Source organism: Bacteriovorax stolpii (assembly GCF_002872415.1).
In the GTDB taxonomy this organism is placed as follows: Bacteria; Bdellovibrionota; Bacteriovoracia; order Bacteriovoracales; family Bacteriovoracaceae; genus Bacteriovorax; species Bacteriovorax stolpii.
Window position 1 is genome coordinate 2,148,499 of record NZ_CP025704.1, and the last position, 22,243, is coordinate 2,170,741.

General features: G+C 42.2%; 16 protein-coding genes, 1 tRNA gene and 3 rRNA genes. 2 read left to right on the forward strand and 18 right to left on the reverse strand.

Annotation, left to right across the window (positions count from 1 at the left end; genetic code table 11):
* Positions 1 to 10 precede the first annotated feature (10 nt).
* From surE to C0V70_RS10570, 5 genes are all read right to left on the reverse strand, one after another.
* Entirely contained in the window at positions 11 to 820 is an 810-nt protein-coding gene (gene surE, locus C0V70_RS10550) for a 5'/3'-nucleotidase SurE (RefSeq protein ID WP_102243827.1), read from the reverse strand.
* Between the two features lie 19 nt (positions 821 to 839).
* Positions 840 to 1,511: a hypothetical protein gene (locus C0V70_RS10555; protein WP_133566784.1), complete on the reverse strand. Its 672-nt coding sequence runs from the start codon at positions 1,509 to 1,511 to the stop codon at positions 840 to 842.
* 62 nt (positions 1,512 to 1,573) lie between these two features.
* Positions 1,574 to 2,104, reverse strand: a complete 531-nt coding sequence (locus C0V70_RS10560) for an aminodeoxychorismate/anthranilate synthase component II (protein WP_102243829.1) — start codon at positions 2,102 to 2,104, stop codon at positions 1,574 to 1,576.
* Positions 2,094 to 4,535: an LPS-assembly protein LptD gene (locus C0V70_RS10565; RefSeq protein WP_133566783.1), complete on the reverse strand. Its 2,442-nt coding sequence runs from the start codon at positions 4,533 to 4,535 to the stop codon at positions 2,094 to 2,096. Before C0V70_RS10565 ends, C0V70_RS10560 begins: the two co-directional genes overlap by 11 nt.
* The gene (locus tag C0V70_RS10570) at positions 4,429 to 5,697 is read right to left on the reverse strand and encodes a folylpolyglutamate synthase/dihydrofolate synthase family protein (RefSeq protein ID WP_102243831.1); all 1,269 of its coding nucleotides are present in this window, start codon (positions 5,695 to 5,697) and stop codon (positions 4,429 to 4,431) included. Before C0V70_RS10570 ends, C0V70_RS10565 begins: the two co-directional genes overlap by 107 nt.
* 165 nt (positions 5,698 to 5,862) lie before the next feature.
* Here C0V70_RS10570 and C0V70_RS10575 point away from each other — a divergent pair, with 165 nt between their 5' ends.
* Positions 5,863 to 8,340, forward strand: a complete 2,478-nt coding sequence (locus C0V70_RS10575) for a hypothetical protein (protein ID WP_102243832.1) — start codon at positions 5,863 to 5,865, stop codon at positions 8,338 to 8,340.
* A 10-nt stretch (positions 8,341 to 8,350) separates the two neighbouring features.
* Here the strand turns inward: C0V70_RS10575 and C0V70_RS10580 are convergent, their stop codons facing one another.
* Together C0V70_RS10580 and rsmI are read right to left on the reverse strand one after the other, a co-directional pair.
* Complete coding sequence (locus tag C0V70_RS10580) at positions 8,351 to 9,115, reverse strand: MBL fold metallo-hydrolase (RefSeq protein WP_102243833.1); 765 nt, start codon at positions 9,113 to 9,115, stop codon at positions 8,351 to 8,353.
* An 86-nt stretch (positions 9,116 to 9,201) separates the two neighbouring features.
* Positions 9,202 to 10,026: a 16S rRNA (cytidine(1402)-2'-O)-methyltransferase gene (rsmI, locus tag C0V70_RS10585; protein ID WP_158649649.1), complete on the reverse strand. Its 825-nt coding sequence runs from the start codon at positions 10,024 to 10,026 to the stop codon at positions 9,202 to 9,204.
* A 117-nt stretch (positions 10,027 to 10,143) separates the two neighbouring features.
* On the opposite strand from rsmI, the gene C0V70_RS10590 reads away from it, so the two are divergent.
* On the forward strand, positions 10,144 to 10,530 hold the full coding sequence (locus C0V70_RS10590) for an STAS domain-containing protein (RefSeq protein ID WP_102243835.1): 387 nt from the start codon (positions 10,144 to 10,146) through the stop codon (positions 10,528 to 10,530).
* On the opposite strand, the gene C0V70_RS10595 is transcribed toward C0V70_RS10590, so the two are convergent.
* The 11 genes from C0V70_RS10595 to pheT form a co-directional block, all read right to left on the reverse strand.
* Complete coding sequence (locus C0V70_RS10595) at positions 10,527 to 10,961, reverse strand: hypothetical protein (protein WP_102243836.1); 435 nt, start codon at positions 10,959 to 10,961, stop codon at positions 10,527 to 10,529. The two genes, C0V70_RS10590 and C0V70_RS10595, sit on opposite strands and share 4 nt — an antisense overlap.
* Before the next feature lie 272 nt (positions 10,962 to 11,233).
* The gene (locus C0V70_RS10605) at positions 11,234 to 11,977 is read right to left on the reverse strand and encodes a ribonuclease HII (protein ID WP_102243838.1); all 744 of its coding nucleotides are present in this window, start codon (positions 11,975 to 11,977) and stop codon (positions 11,234 to 11,236) included.
* Between the two features lie 72 nt (positions 11,978 to 12,049).
* Positions 12,050 to 12,418, reverse strand: a complete 369-nt coding sequence (rplS, locus tag C0V70_RS10610; RefSeq protein ID WP_102243839.1) for a 50S ribosomal protein L19 — start codon at positions 12,416 to 12,418, stop codon at positions 12,050 to 12,052.
* Between the two features lie 76 nt (positions 12,419 to 12,494).
* Positions 12,495 to 13,055, reverse strand: coding sequence for an RNA methyltransferase (locus C0V70_RS10615; RefSeq protein WP_102243840.1), 561 nt, complete (start codon positions 13,053 to 13,055; stop codon positions 12,495 to 12,497).
* On the reverse strand, positions 13,052 to 13,792 hold the full coding sequence (gene trmD, locus C0V70_RS10620; RefSeq protein WP_102243841.1) for a tRNA (guanosine(37)-N1)-methyltransferase TrmD: 741 nt from the start codon (positions 13,790 to 13,792) through the stop codon (positions 13,052 to 13,054). The genes C0V70_RS10615 and trmD overlap by 4 nt, the downstream gene beginning before the upstream one ends.
* Positions 13,793 to 13,795: 3 nt before the next feature.
* Positions 13,796 to 14,326, reverse strand: coding sequence for a ribosome maturation factor RimM (rimM, locus tag C0V70_RS10625; RefSeq protein ID WP_102243842.1), 531 nt, complete (start codon positions 14,324 to 14,326; stop codon positions 13,796 to 13,798).
* Between the two features lie 65 nt (positions 14,327 to 14,391).
* A 5S ribosomal RNA gene (gene rrf / locus C0V70_RS10630) occupies positions 14,392 to 14,508 on the reverse strand.
* A gap of 134 nt (positions 14,509 to 14,642) precedes the next feature.
* Positions 14,643 to 17,561, reverse strand: a 23S ribosomal RNA gene (locus tag C0V70_RS10635).
* A 138-nt stretch (positions 17,562 to 17,699) separates the two neighbouring features.
* Positions 17,700 to 17,776: transfer RNA gene (locus C0V70_RS10640), tRNA-Ile, on the reverse strand.
* A gap of 119 nt (positions 17,777 to 17,895) precedes the next feature.
* Positions 17,896 to 19,446 (reverse strand): 16S ribosomal RNA (locus tag C0V70_RS10645).
* The 16S, 23S and 5S rRNA genes sit together here with 1 tRNA gene alongside, the layout of an rRNA operon.
* A gap of 369 nt (positions 19,447 to 19,815) precedes the next feature.
* Positions 19,816 to 22,233, reverse strand: a complete 2,418-nt coding sequence (gene pheT / locus C0V70_RS10650) for a phenylalanine--tRNA ligase subunit beta (protein WP_102243843.1) — start codon at positions 22,231 to 22,233, stop codon at positions 19,816 to 19,818.
* Between the last annotated feature and the right edge of the window lie 10 nt (positions 22,234 to 22,243).

A 22,243-nucleotide genomic window follows, 5' to 3' on the forward strand; every position in this document is an offset into this window, starting at 1 on the left:
ACCTTATCGGCTAGCGAGGAAAAATATTTTCTAGAAAACCTTTTAAGTCTTCTATTATTTCCATCTGTGATCGTCCGTAATCGCAGAGTTTAACGGGAGCAACAGAAATCATTTTATCTTCAATGGCCTGGCAATCGGAATCTGGAAACTCTTCAAAGCCTTTATAGACTCCGCCAATCCAATAGTATCTTCTTCCTCTGAAATCTAGTCTTTCTTCGATATCTTCGGAATACTTTCTAAGTCCGGTTCGGGTGACTTTAGTTCCTAAAATCTCCGCTTCTGCACACCAAGGAACGTTGATATTCAGTAGTGTCATTTGCGGTATCGCTTTCGATATATTTGATTGTACAAGAGTTTTTATAAAATTTGAAGCACTATAATAGTAGAGAGTGTTTTTGTCGGGATTTTTAAAATCCATGCACGAGCTCACAGCAATTGCAGGAATACCATGAAAGGCAGCTTCTCTAGCGGCAGCGACAGTACCTGAGTAATAGACATCCTGCCCGAGATTGGCCCCGCGGTTAATCCCCGAAACAAGTAAATCTATTTTTTGTCCGTAATATTTTGAATGGGGATTCTTAAACAAATGACCGATGGCCATCAATGAACAATCAGCCGGAAAACCATTGCAAGCATAAACATCATCTGCGATTTCTTCCAGCCTCACAGTCGTATCAAGTGTCAGCGTATGCCCTGTGGTCGAGCGCTCATTCATGGGAGCCACAACAATGACGTTAGCAATACTCCGTAGAGTTTCTTTTAAAATATTAATCCCAGGAGCATGAACTCCATCATCGTTTGCCAGAACGATATTTAACATGGCCCTCTCTCCAGTTACTTTAAAAATTATCTAATGAATGTGTATTCTTTTTAATTAAGTCCATCTCGGTGGTAAGCTTCTTTAAGTCCACATTGCGGTAACAGACCTCAATTTTTGAGTTGATGGAAAAACTCATCAGGTCGAACTCGAAATAATCAAAAAGTGATGGCATGATATTGCTATTCCAATCCATGCGCAGAACGATTTTCTTGTCGTCAGTGAGCACTTTTGAAAAGTGAGTGTAAAAATTAGAAATAAAATTATTTAAAACGTTGCGCTGGTGAAGCTCTTCAAAATAAGAAAAATTAAAAATCATTCCCGAAAAATTTTCTCCTCTACATAGAGAAATATCCAGCTCCGGATGATAAGTAAGATAGTACTTCACTCCCATTGTTTCTGGGCCTTCACTCCATTCATCACAATCGATATAAACATTCTCTGGATTAAATCCGGCCTTTTTCAAGTCTTCCAACACCTTTTTAATCATCGGATCATTGGAGCGGTCAAAATGTAGATGGATTCTATCTAATGGATCTAAAAGCGGTATTAAATCACTCAAAAAAATATGCTCTTGAATGAAGTTAAAACTTCTTGGTGAAAAATTAAACCCAAAGTCTCGAAGCCCTTTTTGTTTCAAAAGTTTCAGAGTTCTTTGATCGTAAATGCCTTCAATTTTAAAGTCCTGGGCCATAGATTTTATAATAACCCAAAACAGGACAAGCATTTTACAGGGGACTGATCTTGCCTACCTCATCACTCTAAAAAAACCAGCAGATCTTTAAAGAAGATGTCATTATCAGCTGTTCCGATGGATTCTGGATGAAATTGGTAAGACACTCCTCTTGGAAATTCCTGAATGTCCACTTCCTTTTCTTTCTCCCAGACAGAGAGTGAATTGTAGCGCTGAACAGGGATTTTTCGCCCTTTAAACTCGATAAGCTCACTTTGACCATGAACCTGATGTCTTGAATAATCGACTCTTCTGCCGGCGATTTTCCCCATAAGCTGATGGCCCAGACAAATCCCCATGACGAAAAGATTTTTTTTATCCATGAGCAACTTTATCTTCTCCTGGTAATGAATGTATTCATCCGGATGCCCGGGACCTGGGCCAAGAATAAGAGCGCGCTTCTGTGATGACTTCATCAGCTCATCAAAATAGAGAGACGAAAAAAACTCTCTATGTCCTAAAACCTGCACACTTGTTTCGTGAGCGTATAAAACATTGGCAATGTTGTAGGTAAAGCTGTCTTCAAAATCGATGATCAGGATTTTATCTAACATTGATAGATGTAAAGTTATTGCTGTTGTAGTTGATGTAAAGAAGCAGGCCAAATTTTTTATCGATTAAGTCGCGTGTGTAATTAAACTCCAGCTTCCAGCAATTGTTAATAGGCGCATAGAGAATCGAGTAACTACTTTGTGAAATCAGTTTACTTTCGATGTTGTAATCGAGTTCATTTTTTAGTGTGATTAAATCGTTAAGATTTAACTCCAGGTCATAACCCACAAGCTTAGTGATAGGTGTGCTTGAAGAATTAAACGAGTTGTAAGTGAAGTCCCCATTAAGCTTTAGGCGATCAAAATTAAAACCAATCGTCGACGTCAGCTTGTGCTCACCTGACTTATGAAAATAAAATTCCTGAACTCCAAGAGTAAAGCGATCAAGCGCGATCCCGGTATTGATGTAAAGCCTGGTCAGCCTGTCGCCCCACGGACGCTCAGAATCAACAGTCATATCAATCCCCTGAGAGACATCAAAGAAAGTAATATTGCTGTAGTTAAAGTTGTCTTTTAAATAACGGTTGTCTTTATAGGGATCAAATTTATTAGATGTTTTTCTAATTAAGTTGTTATTCCACTGAAATTCAAGTGTGTTGCTCAAAGGAAGTGAATCCTGCGCCGTCGTCTGGTTAGTTAAATGCTCGCGGTCTCTTAAAGCATCCAGGTAATCAAATTGACCGTCATCGCTTTCAATCTGGTTTCTAAAATTTTTATTCCCGCTAAATTTCTGTTCACCCAGGTAGTAGTGCTTTAATTTAAATTCCTGAGAGTGACGGTAACTGTTGTTGTAAACCAGTGTTGTCTGTTCAGAATTCCCCGACTTAACTTCTGGAAGCACTCCGATTGTCGTCACATTTTTAGCATTATTCGCCCGGGCCGCTTCTTCAGAGTTTAAGTTAATAGGTCTCTCTTCGATATAAGAAAGCCCATAAATCTTTTCCAACTCTACCTTGGCCTCTGTTTCATAGATCAGACCTTTTTTAGCAAAACTCTTATTTTGCTCAGTTGGTAAATGATAAGTTTGATAATCAAGCTTTAAGTGATGAGAGAAAAAAACCGGCCCCAGGTTTCCTAATTGCCAATCTAAGTATGGAGCAAAATTAAGGCGTCGGGCGTTTCTTATCGGTCCGTTGATATCCACTGTGTTTTGTTTAAAAACTGTATAATCGGCACCAAAACCAAAAGAGACATTCTTAAGAAACGGGTATGGGCTATGAAGGATGTTATAAGGTACAGATGACAAGGTCAGCTTTGGCAACATCTGAACATACTGTTTATCAAATTTCTTCGGATCGCTAATCAACATGTTTTTGTTGTAATAGCTTTGCATACTAAGAGAAAAAAGTGAGTTTCTTCCCTCTAAGAATCCACCGCCCCCGACTTCTGTTCCGCGGACGCGCTCTTTAGCAAAAAAATCCATATCTCTGATAGTGTCGAGATCAGACGTATCATTAAAATACACGTGCCCATTTAGGTAGTGCTTATAAATGTAATGTCCTTCCAGATCAGAGAACTGACGAAATTCTTTTTTCCCACTTAAACTCTTATCAACTTTATTGGGCTCATAAATGCGGTCGTTAATCCCCAGAGTGTTTAACTCAAACCAGCTCTTTTCTTTAATGTTCTGCCTGTACTGTAACTCTCCCCCAAGCCCCCTGTCCCCAAAGGTGGAAGGTGTCAGTGTGAGATCTTTATAATCATCTATCGCCCAGAAAAAAGGCTGCTGGTAGCGAAAGCCTTCATCCGAACTAAATCCAATTGAAGGAAAAAGAAGTCCTGTCTCTCTTTTTTGCTTAATAGGAAAAACAATATACGGCACATACATGGCCGTCACACCGTTTACTTTGATAAAGGCATGTTTCAAAGTGACGTACTGACCGATTGTAATTGTGATTTGCTTTCCAAAGATACTCCACGATTCCGGACAATCCCGACATGTCGTGTACTCTGCTTCCTCGGCGTAAATTTTATCACTTGATGTCTGAATGATTTTCTTTCCAGTGACAACATAGTTATCAGAAAGCACGCGGGCATTATCCAGGTCAATAATTTTGGTGAGAAAGTTGTATTTCAACTTCGTCCCATACAGGGTCATCTCTGGCGCAATATAACGGACGTTACCGATGACTTCAGTTTCACCTGTCGTGAAATTGATTCTCGCCTTTTCCCCGTAAATAGAATTTTTTAAGTGAGTAATAACAACGTTACCAACGGCCTCAAATTCGTTAGTGCTGGACTTTCTAAAAGCTTTATCTGAAAGCACGTTGATTTTCTGGCCCAGGTCGAACTCAAAAGTTTCGCGGGCAAAAACAGATGAAGAAAAACTAAGAGCGAATAAAACGCTGAACTTCACCAATAAAGTAATAAGACCCGCACACCAGAATGGTTTGCGACTTGGTCGTTTGAAGTTCTCTTTTCCAGTCGAAGACAAAATTTAACATTCCTTTGTTAACAAGTTCCGCCGCTTCCTTAAGTCCTTCTGGTGGAAGAGCTTTTGGATGGTCAAAAGTTGTAAGCGAGAGCTCTGCTCTTTCTTTAAAAAAATCGATCAGTGATTTCAGCATCACAGTCACTTCATTTAAAGGCCTCGCTGAAAAACTAATCAGTAAACTCTCGGGCATGATGAGAGATTTATCTTCCTCAAAACTCTCGAGCATTCTGCGTACGCCATCAATATTATGGGCACCTATAAAGATAAGGGACTTCCCGCTAAATGTCATTATTTCTCTACGCCCTTTATAGAGGGGCAGGTGCGAGATCCCCGTCTCAAATGTCAGATCTGTCTTTGGTTCTAAATAGTAAAACATCTCCCAGGCCAGACGCTGATTTTCCAGAAAATAATTATCCGATTTCTCATTTTTTGGAATCACTCTCCAGTCGACCTGATGACTCTTTACGTACTGACTGGTCAGCTCGTTTAAGTAATTCAGAGAGAAATGAGTAAAGAGAACTTTATTGGCCCGGGACACCGCAATTTTCTCTCCTAAAATCTGCTCGTAACGGCTGCCGAGAATACTTTGGTGATCGCGGGAAATGGAAGTGATACAAGCGCAATCCGCATCAAAATGGTTAACAGCATCAAGTTTCCCCCCAAGGCCCACTTCAAGCAGAAGATAATCTAGAGGAGCTCGATTCAAGGCCTCTCTTAAAAAAACCAAAAACAAAAACTCATAAAAAGAAACCTTCGTTCCAGGCAATTCCTGGTGAAGTCTTTCCTGGGCGGTCTCGATAGAGTTTTTCAACTCTTCATAACTGGCCTCTTTCGAATGCCCGTCTTTAGAATATAAGAAACGCTCGCGGATACTTAGAATATGCGGAGAAGTCCAAAGGGCAAAACTCTTCTTCTCTTTAGCAAGCAGCGACCCCAGAGTGTGGGCCGTTTGCCCCTTCCCATTAGTCCCTGCAATGATGACAACCTTAGTTCCTTGCTTTTTGAAGCCGTCAATAAAAGGTGCATACACTGCTCGGGTGCGCTCAAGCCCCGGAGTAAAAACCTCGAACCCAAAATTCTGGGTAAGGAAGTCCATGATCTCCTTTTCTTTTTGGGGATCGAAATCTTCACTTATTTCTTTGGTAATCACTTGATTAGTCATGTTTTGGTCCTGAGGACCCCTATTTGGCCATTTTTTTTGGCAGTTGAAAAGACATAAAACATAAACACTTGATCCAATTTCTCAAGTTTTATTAAGGATAAGCCGATTAGCCTTTGTAACAATGTATTTTTGACCGATGATTAGACGAAGCTAGATTAGGAAAAAATGAAGAAAACCACCTTAAAAAAATGGTCGCGTGTTCTGGGAATGATTCTCATTCCTGCGTTTTTTTCATTAACTTCTGCCCAGGCCGCTTCTGTTAATTGCGTGGCCGAAAAAGCAGAATTCAAAAGACTCTACCTTGAGCTTCAGGCCAAATTTTTAAACTACGAAGGCAAAGACACTGTTGTCGATTCTAAAGGCAACATGCTACTTGTTCCCCATGATCCAAAAAAGGAATACGAAGGAAAAGCTTTTGAAGCGGCCATTTATCAGGAATACCAAAACTCTCTTAAAAAAGTAGCAAAACTTTATCAAGCAGCAAAGTTTGGTAGTGATGCTGACGATATCAAAAAAGGCACTCCTGGTTTAGTTGATTTTCTAAAGGCCATTGATGATGGCGACAATTCTGCTTATATCCAAAAAAGTAAAATCGGCGATGTTATCGATGATCTCTATAAAGCGAGTAACGCTAAGTTTGGAAACTCTTCTGATAAAAAATTTGCTCTCAATGCAAACGATAAATACCTGCTTAAAAAACTTCTGACACACGCTCAAGACCGCTTGTGTAGTGTTGAGAGTTTTGAAAAAACAGGAAAAGGCACAAAACTTTTTGATGCTAATTACCTGGGACAAGTAAGAAATGCTCCTTTAAACCGTTTAATTGGCGCTCTTAAAAATGCCAAAATCGGTTCAGAGTCAGAACTTCTGGTTGACGAAAAAACGGCGATCTCATCTGCGATGTCTGAACACTTAAAACAACTTTCTGATTGGATGAAAAAGAATGAGGCCTGCAGAAAGGCCGTCGCTAATCCGGGCTTTATTCAGGAAAATATCCAGGGTTGTAACTACAATAAATTCCTGGAAGTGCTCAATCAGCAAAACCTGGATGAAATCCAGGGAGTTCTTCACTTTATCAACTCTAACGAAAGACTGCTCAACCGCGCTCAGGCCAAAGCAGAAACAGCACTTGATGAATTGAAACTTGAAAGTGTTATCGACAGCACATTTGCAGGAATGGGCAATGCTGTCAGCTGTACTAAAATTGATGGCCCAAATAACAAACAACGTATTTTCGTACGAAATCTTCCTTATAGAGAAAATAAATTCGATACATCAAAAGTTGTCTGTAAATTAAAAGATAAAGAATTAAAGTCTTCCGAGTGTTCACAGAAAATTGAATTGATTTCAGATGAGCTAGGACGTGGACTGGAACTTAGACAAAAAGATAAAACTGGTCAGAACGTAACGTTCTCTATTTCAGGAAGCTCAAGCTGCGAGAACCTGACTCCATCAAATGGTGTCTTAAGTAGTGAAGGTTCATTAAAAACATCTGAAATGTGTCTGGCGGAAGGAAAGAAACTCACTCCGGCAATGACCCTTGTGCCATCAGAAGATAAAAAAACCTGCGTAGACCCAGCAACCCTTTCTCCTAAAACACCAGACATCTGTCTGGCAGAAGGAAGTAATAAAAAACCAGCAATGGTTCTCTTCCCATCTCAAGATAAAAAATCTTGTGTTGACCCTTCAACACTCTCTCCAAAAACACCGGAGATCTGTAAGGCCGAAAGCGAAAATAAAAAATCTAAGATTGTACTTGTGCCATCAGAAGATAAAAAATCATGTGTAGACCCAGCTGTCCTTGGACTAAAGACTGGAGAAATGTGCCAGGCCGAAGGTGAGGCCATGAGCCCTAAAAAAGCACTCATCCCTTCTACTGATAAAAAGACGTGTGTTGAAGACCCAAGCACTTCAGGTCTTAAGAGTGGAGAAATGTGTAAGGCCGAAGGTGAGGCCCTTAATCCTAAAAAATCACTTATCCCTTCTGAAGACAAAAAGACATGTATTGAAGATCCTAAGGCCCTAAAGACAGCAGAAGTTTGTAAGGCCGAAGGCGAAGCGATGGATCCTAAAAAATCGCTTATCCCTTCTGAAGATAAAAAAACATGTATTGAAGACCCTAAAGCGGATAAAGCATCGGGTATAAAAACAGCTGAGGCCTGCAAAGCAGAAGGCGAGGCCATGGATCCAAAGAAAGTACTGGTTCCATCTGAAGACAAAAAATCTTGTATCGAAGATCCTAAAGCTTCAGTCCTAAAAACAGAAGCAAACTGTAGTGAAGAAGGTGCGGCGATGAGTCCTCCAAAAACACTGGTTCTTTCTGAAGATAAGAAATCTTGTATCGAAGACCCTAAAGCAAGCAACAAAAAAGACTCATCTTCTGATGAAGAGAAAAAATGTAATGATAAAAATGACAAGTGGATTCAGGATTCAAATGATGGTCGCCCTGGTATCAGATACGCATGGGACTCTGAAAAGAAAACATGTACTGACAGACGTGAAGAGAAATCATCAAGAAGAGAAGAAAAAGATGAAACTCCATCTGGCCCGGATTTAAGCGGAACTCCAAAACAGGCCCCGGCCCGTTTTACACCGGTAAACATCCCAACTCGTCAGATGTTTATCCTGCCTGGTATGCCTTAATCATCAATGACTAAAAAACATAGGACGTATCACTTGATCCCAGGATCGTGATACGTTCATCTTTTAAATCTTCAATCTCTTTAAAAAGCTGCGATTGAAAATTCGGTTTTAAGTGCCCAAGAAAAATTGGTACATCTGGAGGCATTTTTTTGATCTCCGCTTTCATCGTCGCCGGAGTATGGTGTTGGCTGTCACGCGCTACTTGTGAGAGTGCGTTGGGAAAACTCACTTCAGTAAAAATCGCCTTTAAATTCTTCACCTGCTTAGCATATTCCCAGATAGCATCAGTAGGTCCCGTATCCTGCGTAAAAACAACAGATGCATTTTTTCTTTCAATAATAAATCCTAAGGCCCCTGTTGAATGATTCACCGGCACCGGAAGAATGCGATAATCTCCTAACACTAAGGACATCTCTGGTTTGATATCGTGAAAACGCAGTGTCGGATTTTCTTTATTGGGAAGGGCCGTAAAATCAGGCCAGATCACATCATTTAACAAGTGAGTCTTAATCGCCTCTCTCACCGGAGTGTTGGCATAAATTTCAAAAGGTCTCCCCTTCATCCCAAAACAATTGTCGGCGAGGAAGGCAAGATCAGAAATATGGTCGAGATGTGAATGAGAAATAAGTACGTAATCAATATGTGACTGCTCTTCAATTTGGATACCTGAAGCAACTGAGCCTGCATCAATTAAAAGTCTTCCATCAATCAGATAAGAAGTTGCTTTAAAGCCTGGTGATACCCCACCGTGACCGCCAATAATCCTAACTAGCATAAGCGTCCCATGAATTTCATTGTTAACTTGATTAGTTTAAATAATTTTACAGGAGAATGCTTCCAGCGGAAAATTATTTCTTAACCTTACCGGCTTAGTTGGTCATAGACACTCTTAGTGTCTTTGCCGAGAACCTTAGAAAAAATCTTCGCCAGCTTCTTAGTACTGCCGCCATTTTCCAGGTAATCGTTAATGAGGTCATTGACTTCGTCTTGATTAACCGAGTTTCCGTTTTCCACTTCATTATGAAAAAGAACAACAAACTCGCCTTTATCTACGACGATGGTTTTAAGATTAGGCAGATCGCTTTTTGAAAGCCTGTAAACAGACTCATACGTTTTGGTTAATTCGCGCGCGATAACCAACGTCTTGTCTGCATTCACTTCAAAAAACTGCTCAATCGTTTCAAAAATGCGATGAGGAGATTCAAAGAAAATATGCGTTCCCACCACTCGGTTAAGGCCTTTAAAAAAGTCCCTCTTCTCACCTTTTGCTCGCGCGAGAAATCCCCAAAAGTGAAACGGGTGTGGCGGAAGTCCTGAGAGCTCCAACGCCGTAATAACCGCAGTTACCCCAGGAAGAGTCTTAATCTCAATACCTTCTTCTAAAAGGCGTTTTAAAAGCGGATAAGCAGGGTCAGAGACCATCGGACTTCCGGCATCTGAGACCAAATAAACTGATTCGCCGTTTTTAATTTTTCCGACGATCACATCAATTTTCCCAACACTTTGGTCGTGGAAGGAATCAATAAATTTATCTTGAAAAGAAATGCCCAGAGAATTCAAGAGGTCTTTAAAAACACGCGTGTCTTCAGCATAAAAAGTGCGACCGGACTCTAAAGCGGCCAGCGCTCTTTTTGTAATATCACCAGTGTTTCCAATGGGAAGTGTAACGAGTGTTAATTCCGACAAAATTAATCCTGTAAATAGATCTCCTCGAAACGGGCAAAAGTTAACGGCAGGAGAATCGCTTTTGATTTAATGCTAAACTCATTCTAGCACAGCTAACCTTTAAAAAGGAACGTACAAATGGCCATGAAAGCTCAAATCCACACTGATTCGCAGGGAAATATTATTGTTCATATGTCTGGAGGACTAGACTATGAAAACTCACTGCCACTGCGTTTAGAGCTGCAAGAACTTTCAAAAAAGAACCCGACATGCACAATTACTTTGGATATGCACGCGCTGGATTTCGTAGGATCTTCAGGGATTGGTATCTTCGTTGAGACTCTTCACATTCTGAATAAAAACAGAGATCAGGTGAAACTTTCAAACGTAAAAACAGAATTCTTAAAAGTTTTTAAGCTTTATAACTTCGATGCATTCAAATTAATTGAAGAGCAGTTTGAAACTGATGAGACTGAAAACCTACACCAGAAATTTGGTAACAGAAAACAAACTTACCAAGTTTAGAATTCGTAACTTAAAAAATTCCAAGAAAATGAAGGATCCACTTTTGGGTCCTTTTTATTTTCTACCTGCGCCAGGCGGAATTCATCAAATTGAAAAGAAAGATTCCCTTGCGGGTCTTCGTATTCTCCAGAGCTGTCTGGATAGTAATTTTCTTTAGTCTCTTGCCCATAACCACGCTTTTTCATTTCGTAGTTTAAAATAATGTACCCACCAAAAATAAGCCCGGCATAAAGACCAAGAGATGCTCCTTTCGCAATCGCTCGTCCATTAGCTCCAAAGGCCATTGTTGCAGTTCCTAAAAGCGCTCCCCCAACAACTCCATATCCGGCCATTGTCCCTAACATTTTTAGTTTTGGATCAAGAGCGGCCTGTGAAACAGATGAAAAGAGAAGTGTAAAACAAACAACAGTTGAGATAATTATTTTTTTCATACTAAAAGGTTAATGGAGGATCAGCTTTTTGGCAAAACTTAACTTCAAGTTTTGACTCGACATCTAAAACCCTACTTAAATAGTCTTGTGTTTTTAAAAGTCGAAACAACTGTGAACGCGCAGGATAGATAGAAGATTTTGTCTCGATGATTTTAAGAACCCATGTTTTTTTTGCTGTCCTTTCGAGATAAGCGATATCAATTTGACCTAAGTTTTGTGCCCGAAGAACAAGCGAGGAGACCAGGACCGCAAAACCCTTTTGATGAAACTCTCTAGAGACTTGCGCCTCTACCATATCCCCTTTCTGCATAAACTTCTTTGACTCCCTTAAATGTCAGCCTGTGAAGTTCAGTCACTCCTAAAAGCGAAATCGCCTCCAGGTGCATCTTGGTCGGATAACCAGCATTTTGCTCCCATCCGTAGCCTGGATACTTTTCTCCCAAACTCTTCATCAATTGATCACGGTAAACTTTCGCCGCAATCGATGAGAGCCCGATCAGAAGAGATTTTGCATCTCCTTCCACCACCGCATGCTGCTCATGAAAATCCACTTCATGTTTAAGCTTTTTATTTCCATCCACCAGGATCACTCCTGGTAAATGCACAGGTGCGCTTTCAAGAAGTGCCTGCTTCATGGCCAAAAGAGATGCTTGCAGAATATTGATCTCATCGATCACACCTGCTGATAATTCTTTAATTAAAATTTTAAGGGTAATGTTTTTTGAATACTGAAACGTATAAATTTGATTTGCCGACAGCTCATTAAATGAAAGCTCGCCTAAAATGCCGAGTCTTGCTTCTGCCGATAATTTTTTTGAGTCGTTGACTCCAAGTTTTTTTAATTTTCTAAGTAATGCTTTAATTTCTTTCTCATCGAAGTTTAAAACTTCGATTGAGGTACTCGCAGCCACTACCGGTCCAGCAAGAGGACCTCTTCCCACTTCATCACAGCCGGCGATAAAAAAAGCGCCTTCGTGCTCTTGGGATTTTTTACTAATAAACTTGAAATCAAACATGGTGAAAATTTAACAAAAAAAAACCCCTCTTTCGAGGGGCTTTTTATAAGATCTTTATTTTTTAAATAAGAACTAGTCTTCTTTACGATCGTAATCGATAGCGATACGAGCTGACTTACCAGATCTCTCACGTAGGTAGTAAAGTTTCGCTTTACGAGCTTTACCTTTTTGAACGATTTCAACTTTTTCTACGTTTGGTGAGTGGAAAGGGAAAACTCTTTCTACTCCAATCCCGTTAGAAACTTTTCTAACACGGAAGTGACCATTCATGTCGCCTTTTTGTTTGAAACCGATGCAAACACCTTCGAAAATCTGGATACGAGACTTTGTCCCTTCAGTGATTTTTGTGTGTACTGCGATTGTATCTCCCGATTGGAAATTTGGAAGATCTTTTACTTTAGGATTCGCGTGATCCTTGTTTACAATGTCGATTAAGTTCATATGAACTCCTCAATTTTTGAGCTACTCCCAGAGGACCAACACCGTGTTGTTCTTAACCGAGTAGGTGATAAATTTTTTATTCTCCGAATAGACGATCCAAATAAATCGCTACTGCAGACCTTACTGACAAGTGATTGTACCCATCAGAATTTTTCGAGATAATTGGTGAAAGCTTAAACTCCGCTTTATCAAGCGCCAGCTGATGCAGCCCCCATCCAGTCCCGAATAATAGAAAACAAGGCATATTAAGAACTTCCATCTTTTTTGTCAATTCTTTCACATCCCCGTCAAAACTATCAAAGTTTGCCCCAGTCACGGCAATTAAAGGTCTTTTCCCTTCAATCTTTTCAATCTCCGCGATTGCATCGTCGATGGACTTAGCAACCTGCGCAATCGCCAGAGCGTCCTGGCGGTCCGGATTAAAGGCATTGGCCTTATCCTGCTCCCAGTGACCTAGAATCTCGTTAACCAGCTCTGTTTGGGCCACAAAAGGCGTAATGATGAAGTATTTCTTCACCCCAAAAGTTCTGCACGATCTCGAGATGTCGTGGATATCCAGGTTGGTTACTGATGTGGTCACCAGCTCCCCTAATTTATTTTTAATCGGGTGGTGAACCAGTCCTAAGTACAATTTCATTTTTTATCCTTCTCTAAAAGGTCAGGGCGGTGAAGTTTAGTGATCCTCATGGCCTCTTCCCTTTGGTATTTTTCAATATTTTGATGATGCCCGCTGGTCAACACCTCTGGCACTTCTACACCGTCAAAAACTTTCGGGCGCGTGTACTGAGGATGCTCCAGCATATTGCTCTGAAATGATTCTTGATCAGCACTTTCACGCTTTCCAAGAACCCCGTTAAAAAATCTCAAGGCCGAATCAATAATGGCCATCGTTGGGATTTCTCCCCCGGTTAAAATAAAATCCCCCAGAGAAATTTGCTCATCAACGTAAAGATTTAAAAATCTCTCATCAATACCTTCATAACGGCCACAAATAAACACCAGATCTTTTGAATCCGGCACAGAAAATCTCGCTGCAAAATCTTTGCAGTATTCATTATTCCACGTTTTCCCACGCGGACCTGGAAACACGATATGCAGCTTATGGCGAAAATCTTCACCATAACCGCCGTCTTGAACAACACCTTTTAAAAGCGCCTCTTTTAAAACATCAGCACGCATAACCATACCGACACCTCCTCCATAAGGAGAATCATCAACGCCTTTATAATCTTTAGGAGTATAATTTCTTAACTGAACAGTCTTGATTTCAATCTTTGCCTCACGCTCTCCTCTAAGAGCAGACCCCGTGATTCCAAAATTGATTAATGAATCAAAATAATTCGGAAACAATGTAATAATCCAAATTTTTTTCATTCACTACTCAACGAAAATGGGAGGAATAATTTCCAATCGCCCACCTTCAATATCCACTACTGGAATGTATTGATTTAAAAAAAGCACTTCGATAATTTCTTTGTCTGTTTTAATTTTTAAAACGATCTGTGCTCCATTCTCATAAAAATCCATCACTCGCCCCAAGAGACTCTTAGTGTAGTAGTGATAAACTTCCAGACCCAAAAGATCATTCACATAGTACTCATCATCTTCCGTCTCCGGAAATGCTTCACGAGCTAGGTAAATATCAAACGGAATCATCGCCTCAACAGTATTGCGATCACTCACACCTTCCAGCGTGGCGATTGCCTTATTACCAATGCGAATAGTTTTAATCTTAAACTCTTTCCCATCTTGCGGAACAGAGCTCTCTGGAGATCTTGGAGTGAGAGTCAAAGTCATCCCATCTTCCAATACAGAATCATCAAAATTATAGAGAACGAAAGAAAACTCACCTTTAATCCCATGAGGGGACGTACAGTGGCCGATATGAATATTTGTTGGTTTTGTCATGACGTTTTAGATACTCCAAAAAACAAAAAGGCCCAAGATAAACTTGGGCCTTTTTATAAAATAAGAGGGTGCATTGACCTTTTCTCACACCAAGCTTCCCTGGCACTACCTTCGGCGCTGAAGAGCTTAACTTCCGAGTTCGGGATGGGATCGGGTGTTTCCTCTTCGCTAATAACACACCCAAACTGGATATATCGTTAACAAATTATAATTTCGAAGCTGTTTATATGTCTTTCAACACTACAAATCAACCTCATTTTTGAACATTTTTAACATTCACAAAACAAGACCAAATAAAAGCAGAACCCATGTAATCAAAAAAAAGCAAAACGACAAATTAGTATTGGTCAGCTCAAAGCATTACTGCTCTTACACCCCCAACCTATCAAACTCCTAGTCTAGAAGTTGTCTTAATAGAAATCTTATCTTGTAATAGGCTTCCCACTTAGATGCTTTCAGCGGTTATCCCTTCCGAACTTAGCTACCCGGCGATACAACTGGCGTCATAACCGGTTCACCATAGGTTCGTCCAACCCGGTCCTCTCGTACTAAGGTCAGATTTACTCAAATTTCTTACGCCCACGGAGGATAGAGACCGAACTGTCTCACGACGTTCTGAACCCAGCTCGCGTACCGCTTTAATTGACGAACAGTCAAACCCTTGGGACCTGCTCCAGCCCCAGGATGCGATGAGCCGACATCGAGGTGCCAAACCTCCCCGTCGATGTGAACTCTTGGGGGAGATCAGCCTGTTATCCCCGGAGTACCTTTTATCCGTTGAGCGATGGCCCTTCCACTCGGAACCACCGGATCACTAACACCTGCTTTCGCACCTGCTCGGCTCGTTTGCCTCACAGTCAAGCTCCCTTATGCGTTTACACTCTATGGCCGGTTTCCATTCGGCCTGAGGGAACCTTCGTGCGCCTCCGTTACTCTTTAGGAGGCGACCGCCCCAGTCAAACTGCCCACCAGACATTGTCCCCCGACCGGATTACGATCGTAGGTTAGGATTCCAATTAACATAGGGTGGTATTTCAAGGTTGTCTCCCCGTACACCGGAATGCACGGATCAAAAACTCCCACCTATCCTACGCAATGTTAATCGAAACCCAATGCCAAGCTACAGTAAAGGTTCACGGGGTCTTTTCGTCCTTCCGCGGGTAGCGCGTTTCTTCACGCGCTCACCAATTTCGCTGGGTCTCCTGTTGAGACAGTGGGGAAGTCGTTACGCCATTCGTGCAGGTCGGAACTTACCCGACTAGGAATTTCGCTACCTTAGGACCGTTATAGTTACGGCCGCCGTTTACTGGGGCTTCAATTCAAAGCTTCTCTTGCGATAACCTCTCCTTTTAACCTTCCAGCACCGGGCAGGCGTCAGCCCATATACTTCCACTTACGTGTTTGCATAGACCTGTGTTTTTGATAAACAGTCGCTACCCCCTTTTCACTGCGACCTCCAACAGCTTGACCAGCAAGTGATCTTACCATCAAAGGCGTGCCTTCTCCCGAAGTTACGGCACCAATTTGCAGAGTTCCTTAACAAGAGTTCTCCCAAGCGCCTGAGGATTCTCTCCTCATCTACCTGTGTCGGTTTATGGTACGGGTTAATAAAAATCTCCTAGCGAAACTTTTCTGGGAAGCCGAGGATCATGAACTTCGCTTGCGCTCGTATTCGTATCTCAGAGTTAACGCCGACCGGATTTGCCTAATCGACCCCCTACATACTTAAACCACAACCAATAAGTGGCTTCACTACCTTTCTCCGTCATTCCATCTAGTCAAACGATTTTTACTAAGTACAGGAATATTAACCTGTTGGTCATCCACTACGCCTTTCGGCCTCATGTTAGAACCCGACTAACCCTGGGCGGAGTCACCTGGCCCAGGAACCCTTAGATTTACGGCGGAAGTGATTCTCACACTTCTTATCGCTACTCATTTCAGCATCAGCTCTTGTGAGACCTCCAGCGCTCCTTACGGTACGCCTTCATCGGCAAACACAATGCTCTCCTACCAATATTTACATATTCCATAGCTTCGGTACGTCACTTTAGCCCCGTTACATTTTCGGCGCAGAATCACTAGTCCAGTGAGCTATTACGCTTTCTTTAAAGGGTGGCTGCTTCTAAGCCAACCTCCTGGATGTCAAAGTAATTCCACAACCTTCTCCACTTAGCGACGATTTTGGGACCTTAGCTGATGGTCTGGGCTCTTTCCCTTTTCACGACGGACCTTAGCATCCGCCGTGTCACTGCCCGATAGTACTCAATGGTATTGTGAGTTTGATATGGTTTGGTAAGCTGGTAAGCCCCCTAGCCAAGTCAGTGCTATACCCCCATTGGTATTCGTCGGACGCTGCACCTAAATGCATTTCGGAGAGAACCAGCTATCACGGAATTTGATTGGCCTTTCACCCCTAACCACAAATCATCCCAGACGTTTTCAACCGTCACGAGTTCGGTCCTCCACGAGGTATTACCCCCGCTTCAACCTGTTCATGGCTAGCTCATCCCGTTTCGGGTCTATGACATGCTACTAATCGCCCTATTCAGACTCGGTTTCCCTACGGCTACACCTGCAACGGCTTAACCTCGCAACATATCATAACTCGCTGAATCATAATGCAAAAGGTACGTCATCAGGCTTTACAATAACCCTCTGACTGTTTGTAAGTGTATGGTTTCAAGATCTATTTCACTCCCCTCATCGGGGTTCTTTTCATCTTTCCCTCACGGTACTTGTTCACTATCGGTCAGCAAGTAGTATTTTGCCTTGGAGGGTGGTCCCCCCAGCTTCAGACAAGGTTTCACGTGCCTCGTCCTACTCAGGATACTCACTAGAGGACAATCATTTCGGATACAGGGTTTTCACCTTCTTTGACCGGACTTCCCAGACCGTTCTCCTATAATTGCCTTTCCGTATGTGAGTCCTACAACCCCAGAATACAAGTATTCTGGTTTGGGCTCTTCCGATTTCGCTCGCCGCTACTGCCGGAATCTCGTTTGATTACTCTTCCTGCAGGTACTAAGATGTTTCAATTCCCTGCGTTCGCTCCTATGTAACTAGTTTACTCATTACATGGTTCACACTCTTTCAAGTGTGAAGGTTTCCCCATTCGGACATCACCGGATCAAAGTCTATTTGCCGACTCCCCGATGCATTTCGCTGGCTAATATACGTCCTTCTTCGCCTCTTGCTGCCAAGATATTCCCCATACACCCTTAATAGCTTTTTTCATTTTGTTATTAAGTTATATTTAATTTAATTTCAAATAACGAGGGCATTACTCTCGTTACTTACATGGGTTCTCGTCTTCTATCTGATCCTGTTATGTCAATGTTAAAGAGCTAATGCTTCAATTCGTCCTAATTAATGGTGGGTCTGGCAAGACTCGAACTTGCGACCCCGTCCTTATCAGGGACGTACTCTAACCACCTGAGCTACAAACCCAATTTTTATAATTAGATTGAAACAAAATATTTCTCTTATAGATCTAAAGAAATTCAAAAATAAGAAAGGTCTTCCAAACAATTTGACCGGATAAAGCTCCTATAGAGCTGGATCCTTTAAAAGGAGGTGATCCAGCCGCAGGTTCCCCTACGGCTACCTTGTTACGACTTCACCCCAGTCATCGTTTCGACCGTAGACGCTCCCCTCCTTGCGGTTAGGGCCACGGCTTCAGGTAAAAACAACTCCCATGGTGTGACGGGCGGTGTGTACAAGGCCCGGGAACGTATTCACCGCGGCGTGCTGATCCGCGATTACTAGCGATTCCAACTTCATGGAGTCGAGTTGCAGACTCCAATCCGGACTGAGATCGGTTTTTTGAGATTGGCTCCCCCTCGCGAGTTCGCATCCCTTTGTACCGACCATTGTATTACGTGTGTAGCCCTAGACATAAGGGCCATGAGGACTTGACGTCATCCCCACCTTCCTCCTGGTTAGCCCAGGCAGTCTTTCTAGAGTGCCCAACTTAATGCTGGCAACTAAAAATGGGGGTTGCGCTCGTTGCGAGACTTAACCCAACATCTCACGACACGAGCTGACGACAGCCATGCAGCGCCTGTCACTACATTCTCCGAAGAGCACTCCCTCGTTTAAAAGGGATTCGTAGGATTTCAAGCCTAGGTAAGGTTCTGCGCGTTGCTTCGAATTAAACCACATAATCCACCGCTTGTGCGGGCCCCCGTCAATTCCTTTGAGTTTTAGTCTTGCGACCGTACTTCCCAGGCGGAACACTTAACGCGTTAGCTACGACACTGAAGGGGTCAAATCCTCCAATATCTAGTGTTCATCGTTTACAGCGTGGACTACCAGGGTATCTAATCCTGTTTGATCCCCACGCTTTCGCGCCTCAGCGTCAATACTCGTCCAGGAAGGCGCCTTCGCCTCTGGTGTTCCATCGCATATCTACGGATTTTACCCCTACATGCGATATTCCCCTTCCCCCTCCGAGATTCTAGACCTGTAGTTTCAGACGCAGTTTCGAGGTTGAGCCCCGAGATTTCACATCTGACTTGCAGGTCCGCCTACGCGCGCTTTACGCCCAATAAATCCGAACAACGCTTGCACCCTTCGTATTACCGCGGCTGCTGGCACGAAGTTAGCCGGTGCTTCCTCTATGTGTACCATCAAACAATCGGCCTATTAGACCAACTGCCATTTTTCCACATTAACAGAGCTTTACAGACCGAAGTCCTTCCTCACTCACGCGGCGTTGCTGCGTCAGGGTTTCCCCCATTGCGCAATATTCCCCACTGCTGCCTCCCGTAGGAGTCTGGACCGTGTCTCAGTTCCAGTGTGTCCGATCATCCTCTCAGACCGGATAGACATCGTCGCCTTGGTAGGCCTTTACCCCACCAACTAGCTAATGTCCCGCAGGCCCATCTAATAGCGAATGCATATGCAGAGGCATTCTTTCAAGCACAGTCTTAAAACCGTGCTTCGTATGCGGCATTAGCCAAAATTTCTTCTGGTTATTCCCCTCTAAAAGGCAGGTCACCTACGTGTTACTCACCCGTGCGCCACTTTACTCATCCCGAAGGACTTTCACGTTCGACTTGCATGTGTTAGGCACGCCGCCAGCGTTCGTTCTGAGCCAGGATCAAACTCTCCAAGCTTCAATATAAAATTTGATTTAAATTTAATTTAACAAACTACTATACGGATTGATCTATTCATTAATTACCAGTGACAAGGAAATGTACTGGCTCCGACTTTTTATCACTTTCAACTTTATTACAACTTGAGCTTTTAACAGCGTGACTGAATAGTTACGTCAGATATTTTTTGTTTGGGACCTTTCTCATCTTGAATTGAAGGCAGAGCCTTCAAAATCTTTTTTCTATATTTAAATTTTTAAAGAACAAAATCCAGCAACGAAGTGTTTCGTTCGTTTTTTCAGAAGCAGTTTGCTTGGCTGGTGAGAGGCGATAATATAGACACCCAATTAGATCGTCAATACTTTTTTCAATCTTTTTTTAAAAAAATTATTTTAAATTAAAACCTGCCTTTGAAGTCGCGTCAATTAAAGCCGTTTCTGCCTGTTTAAGTAGCTCAGAAGTTAGGGTCTGGGCCTCATCGGCAAGTGTCGCGCGAATAGTTACAAATTTCTTATTTTCATTGGAGAAAATGTCTAAAATTTGCACTTCTTTCAGCTCTTTAAGCTTCACTTTTTTGCATGCCCCAAGAACCTCAGAAGCTAATGTTTCAGGGGCCGCAACGACAGTCCAATCAAATGTAGAAGATGGGAATTTGCTAAGTGGTTTATATTTAGTCTTATCTTTTGCTGAGAAATTCTCAAACATAGATAGATCAAAAAGGCAGATACACACGTGTCCCTTCACTTTTAGAGCGCGAAGAACCATTGGGTGTACAGAGAAAACAGCTCCTACAAACTTCCCCATCACTCTGATGTTTTGAAATTCGAAAGGATGATTTCCAATCCACTCTGTAGGAACAAGAGGGTTAGAAAACTTTGCGTTTCTCTCTACAAATTCAGCAGAAAGGTTAAGAGAAGAAAGAAGATTGCTAACGACGTTGATCATGTCTACATAGGGATTCTTTTCTTTATCAGCAAACACTGCGCCTAGGTGTAGAGCTTCTTTCGCAAATGATTTTTGGTCTTCAGTGTAAGCGCGCCCTAGTTCGAAAAAGCGGAAACGATCGAAGTTCTTCGCGTTTGTTTCACACACCTCTAGTAAGCTTGGGATTAAGCTTGGTCTCATCAGGTTGTGATCTACTGAGAGAGAGTCAATAAGCTTTAGCGATGTAGATGTCGGCCATGAAACTTTCTTTAATAGAGAGTCTCCAATCAGCGGGTACGACATTGTTTCGAAAGCTTTCGCTTGTAAAACCATAAAGTCGCGCACACGGCGCTGAACTTTCTGCATTTCAGTTAGTTTTACTGGTGCGATGATATCAAGTGGGCTTCCCGGAAGGATGTTGTCGTAACCGATAATACGGCCAACTTCTTCAATCAGGTCAGCTTCCTGTTCGATGTCTTTTGTCGAGCGATAGCTTGGGATTGTGACTAAGAATTTATCGCCTTGTTTTGTTGTTTCGAAATCAAGGTGAGCGAAAATATTCAGCAGGCGCTCTTCAGTCAGGTCAAATCCTAGGACTGTTTTAATTTTCTTAAGAGTTGTCTCGATTTTAAGAACAGGAATGCTGTTTAAATCAATCCCTGCATATTCCGCCTTTCCTACAACCTCTGCTCCTGGACAAAGCTCCAGGATCATTTCTACAGTTCTTAGAAGCGTTCTTTCAGTAAGCTTTGAGTCCAGAGTTTTCTCGAAACGTTGAGAAGAGTCTGAACGAAGACCTAAACGAGTCGATGTGCGGCGAACCATTGCAGGTTTCCAGTTGGCGACTTCGATAAAGATATTTTTTGTTTTTTCGCTTACACCCGAGTTTAGACCCCCCATAATTCCGGCAAGAACTAACGGGCCATTTGAGTCAGAAATCACTGTATCACCAGCGATTAGTTTTCTGTCGACTTCATCAAGGGTTTTAAAAGTTGTTTCACCTGCTAGTTTTTTGATTACAACTTCGCCGCCAGCGATTAAGTCGCGGTCAAAGATGTGCAGAGGCATACCAAGCTCCAGCATCACGTAGTTTGAAACATCGACGATGTTGTTGATTGAGCGAAGACCTGTGGCCTTTAGGCGGTTTTTAAGCCAATCGGGAGACTCTCCCACCGTCACGTTTTTCATTGAAAGACCAAAGTATGAGATCCCGGCGCTTTCACCGTCAAAACGCACACTGATTGGCGATTTTTCATTAGTGTATTTTTTCTTTAGATTATCACTCCACTCTTTTGTGAAGCGGTTTTTTAAAGGAATGTCGAAAATGGTAGAGAACTCGCGGGCCATGCCGAAGTGTCCCCAAAGATCTGGTCTGTGAGTCAGTGACTTGTTGTCGATATCCAGGATCGTATCCTTTTTCATTTTGAAGTACGTCAGCATGTTTACACCTAATGGTGCGTCTGCTGGAAGCTCCATAATTCCTTCTGATTCTTCGGCAAATCCTAGCTCCTCTTCAGAACAAAGCATCCCTTCAGAAAGAACACCGCGGATCTTTTTTGGCTCTAGTAAAAGACCATTTGGAAGTTTGACTCCAATTGAAGCGTAAGGGATTTTGATTCCCACTTTTACGTTGCTTGCTCCGCAGACAACTTTTCTCACATCGTTGTTGCCGATAGTGAAAGTTACCAGGTTAAGCTTGTCGGCTTCAGGGTGTTTTTCGAATGATAAAATTTCAGCGATCACGATTTTTTCAAGGTGCTCGCCTACTGTTTGCACGTCTTCAACTTCAGCAGTTGCCAGCGTGAATTTAGAATAGATATCCTTGCTTGATACGTTTGGGACATCTGTGAAATCGCGAATCCAGTCTAGAGAGATTAACATATATTTTCCT

Coding starts and splice junctions, on each gene's coding strand:
- surE (WP_102243827.1), bottom strand. CDS start 820: ATGTTAAATATCGTTCTGGCAAACGATGATGGAGTTCATGCTCCTGGG.
- C0V70_RS10555 (WP_133566784.1), bottom strand. CDS start 1,511: ATGGCCCAGGACTTTAAAATTGAAGGCATTTACGATCAAAGAACTCTG.
- C0V70_RS10560 (WP_102243829.1), bottom strand. CDS start 2,104: ATGTTAGATAAAATCCTGATCATCGATTTTGAAGACAGCTTTACCTAC.
- C0V70_RS10570 (WP_102243831.1), bottom strand. CDS start 5,697: ATGACTAATCAAGTGATTACCAAAGAAATAAGTGAAGATTTCGATCCC.
- C0V70_RS10575 (WP_102243832.1), top strand. CDS start 5,863: ATGAAGAAAACCACCTTAAAAAAATGGTCGCGTGTTCTGGGAATGATT.
- C0V70_RS10580 (WP_102243833.1), bottom strand. CDS start 9,115: ATGCTAGTTAGGATTATTGGCGGTCACGGTGGGGTATCACCAGGCTTT.
- C0V70_RS10590 (WP_102243835.1), top strand. CDS start 10,144: ATGGCCATGAAAGCTCAAATCCACACTGATTCGCAGGGAAATATTATT.
- C0V70_RS10595 (WP_102243836.1), bottom strand. CDS start 10,961: ATGAAAAAAATAATTATCTCAACTGTTGTTTGTTTTACACTTCTCTTT.
- C0V70_RS10605 (WP_102243838.1), bottom strand. CDS start 11,977: ATGTTTGATTTCAAGTTTATTAGTAAAAAATCCCAAGAGCACGAAGGC.
- rplS (WP_102243839.1), bottom strand. CDS start 12,418: ATGAACTTAATCGACATTGTAAACAAGGATCACGCGAATCCTAAAGTA.
- C0V70_RS10615 (WP_102243840.1), bottom strand. CDS start 13,055: ATGAAATTGTACTTAGGACTGGTTCACCACCCGATTAAAAATAAATTA.
- trmD (WP_102243841.1), bottom strand. CDS start 13,792: ATGAAAAAAATTTGGATTATTACATTGTTTCCGAATTATTTTGATTCA.
- rimM (WP_102243842.1), bottom strand. CDS start 14,326: ATGACAAAACCAACAAATATTCATATCGGCCACTGTACGTCCCCTCAT.
- pheT (WP_102243843.1), bottom strand. CDS start 22,233: ATGTTAATCTCTCTAGACTGGATTCGCGATTTCACAGATGTCCCAAAC.